The 893-nt window shown below is 41.0% G+C and carries 1 protein-coding gene; it reads right to left on the reverse strand.

Annotation, left to right across the window (positions count from 1 at the left end):
* The coding region (locus B0184_RS10345) for a phage tail tip fiber protein (RefSeq protein ID WP_039850978.1) at nucleotides 1-893 on the reverse strand (893 nt) is incomplete at both ends.

Genomic DNA, 893 nt, shown 5'->3' on the forward strand with positions numbered 1-893 from the left:
CCACCAACAATCTCATTGCCTGTAATCGTATTCGCTGCAATCTGCTGAGCGGTAATCGAATTGGTGACAATCGAACCACCGTGAATCGCTGTGACTCCTGCATTTTGCCAAGGGCTAGGTCCGCGGGTGTGTTCAGTGCATTCTTCGAGCATTGGACGAGCTAAGAACATATATGCACTATCTAACACATTACCTACCACACGGTTATATAGCATAAAGTGAACATCTAGGCTAACTGCATTTTCGTTAGCTTGAAATTTAATAAATCCTCGTTTAGCATTATTTAATCCTGCAAAACTCGCACCACTGTTAGGATTTAAATTGTATGTATGATGTCCAACATAACCATTATCTGCACTCCGTTCATCTAAATAAATTTGAACGTTGGTTGCTCTATGATTACCCATATAACACGATAACATATACCATTGCCCTGCAACAATCGGCACATTTTGAGTTAATCCAACTCGCACATCATTATTAGGATTTAAATTGATATGCCATTTAATTACATTTTCGTTAGGTAAATAACCACCTTTTTTCAATCCCCAATCATTGTCTTGAAAACACTCTCTGCTACCTCTTTTATTAGGAGCTAAAGCTCTCTCGTGCATACTCCAACCATAAGGCACTCCGTTTGTTGGATTAGCAAAAATCGGATTAGTGAGCAAATTCCCACCCAACCCAATCGCCAGTTTATCTGCTGAAATTTGACCTGCAGCAAGATGATCTGCTCGGACTGCACCCACAGCAAGTTTCGCCGCAGTAATTTGCCCGTTAGCAATTAAATCACCGTTAATCGCTATCTGATCGTTGACTACCGATAACATGGATTTTGGCGACCCATCTTGTGCGTTTTTGACCACTTGGAACTTATCCGCCATCACAATAAC

Source organism: Haemophilus paraphrohaemolyticus, assembly GCF_002015045.1.
Classification (GTDB): domain Bacteria; phylum Pseudomonadota; class Gammaproteobacteria; order Enterobacterales; family Pasteurellaceae; genus Haemophilus_A; species Haemophilus_A paraphrohaemolyticus.